The organism is Ammoniphilus soli (assembly GCF_040813775.1).
Map to the genome: position 1 here is coordinate 1 of NZ_JBEGDL010000161.1, position 674 is coordinate 674.

Consider the following 674-nt stretch of genomic DNA (forward strand, 5'->3'; position numbering starts at 1 on the left):
TCGATTGTTCGATAAGTTGGGCTGCGTCCGGCAGTCCAGTTTTTGTTCTGCTAAAGGGCAGTTTAACGAAAGAAAATTGTATAATTGTATCGTACAAGAGTGGGAGGTGTTTATCATATCAAGCAATCTAATTATTAAGGCATTTGAAGACAAGGATATGGAATCTTTACATGCTTGGCTCAACGAAGAAGAGTCCGTTGCAATGGTTGGCAGGACTTTCATTACCTTACAGGAAGTCCAAAATCACGTTCAAAATAAACGTAATAACGATGATAAAATGTTTGCGTTTCTAAACAGCGAAGATGAATTGATTGGTTGGGGTCATCTGTCGCATATTGAACCTTTTCACGGAAGAGCAGAAATAGGGATTCTCTTGGCTCCAAATTATCGGGGAAGAGGATATGGCTATCATGCTATGTCATTGTTGATTGATATTGGTTTTAATAAACTCCGACTCCACCGTATCTATTTAACGACAAGAGGTATTAACAAAAACGCACTGAAACTTTATCAGAAACTTGGCTTTGTTTTGGAAGGTACTCTTCGGGAACATGGTTTCATAAATGGTCAATATCATGACACTTATTACATGGGGATTCTTTCACATGAATGGAAAAACAGGAGCTAAAACTCCTGTTTTTTCAAATTATCTCAAAAGTAACTTACTAAGCTAA

At 37.4% G+C, this 674-nt stretch carries 1 protein-coding gene; it reads left to right on the forward strand.

The window, feature by feature from the left end; all coding sequences use genetic code 11:
* Window positions 1-628, forward strand: a 628-nt coding sequence (locus ABLT31_RS38850; protein WP_367761071.1) for a GNAT family N-acetyltransferase, incomplete at its 5' end; no start/stop codon positions are given.
* Window positions 629-674: the final 46 nt, after the last annotated feature.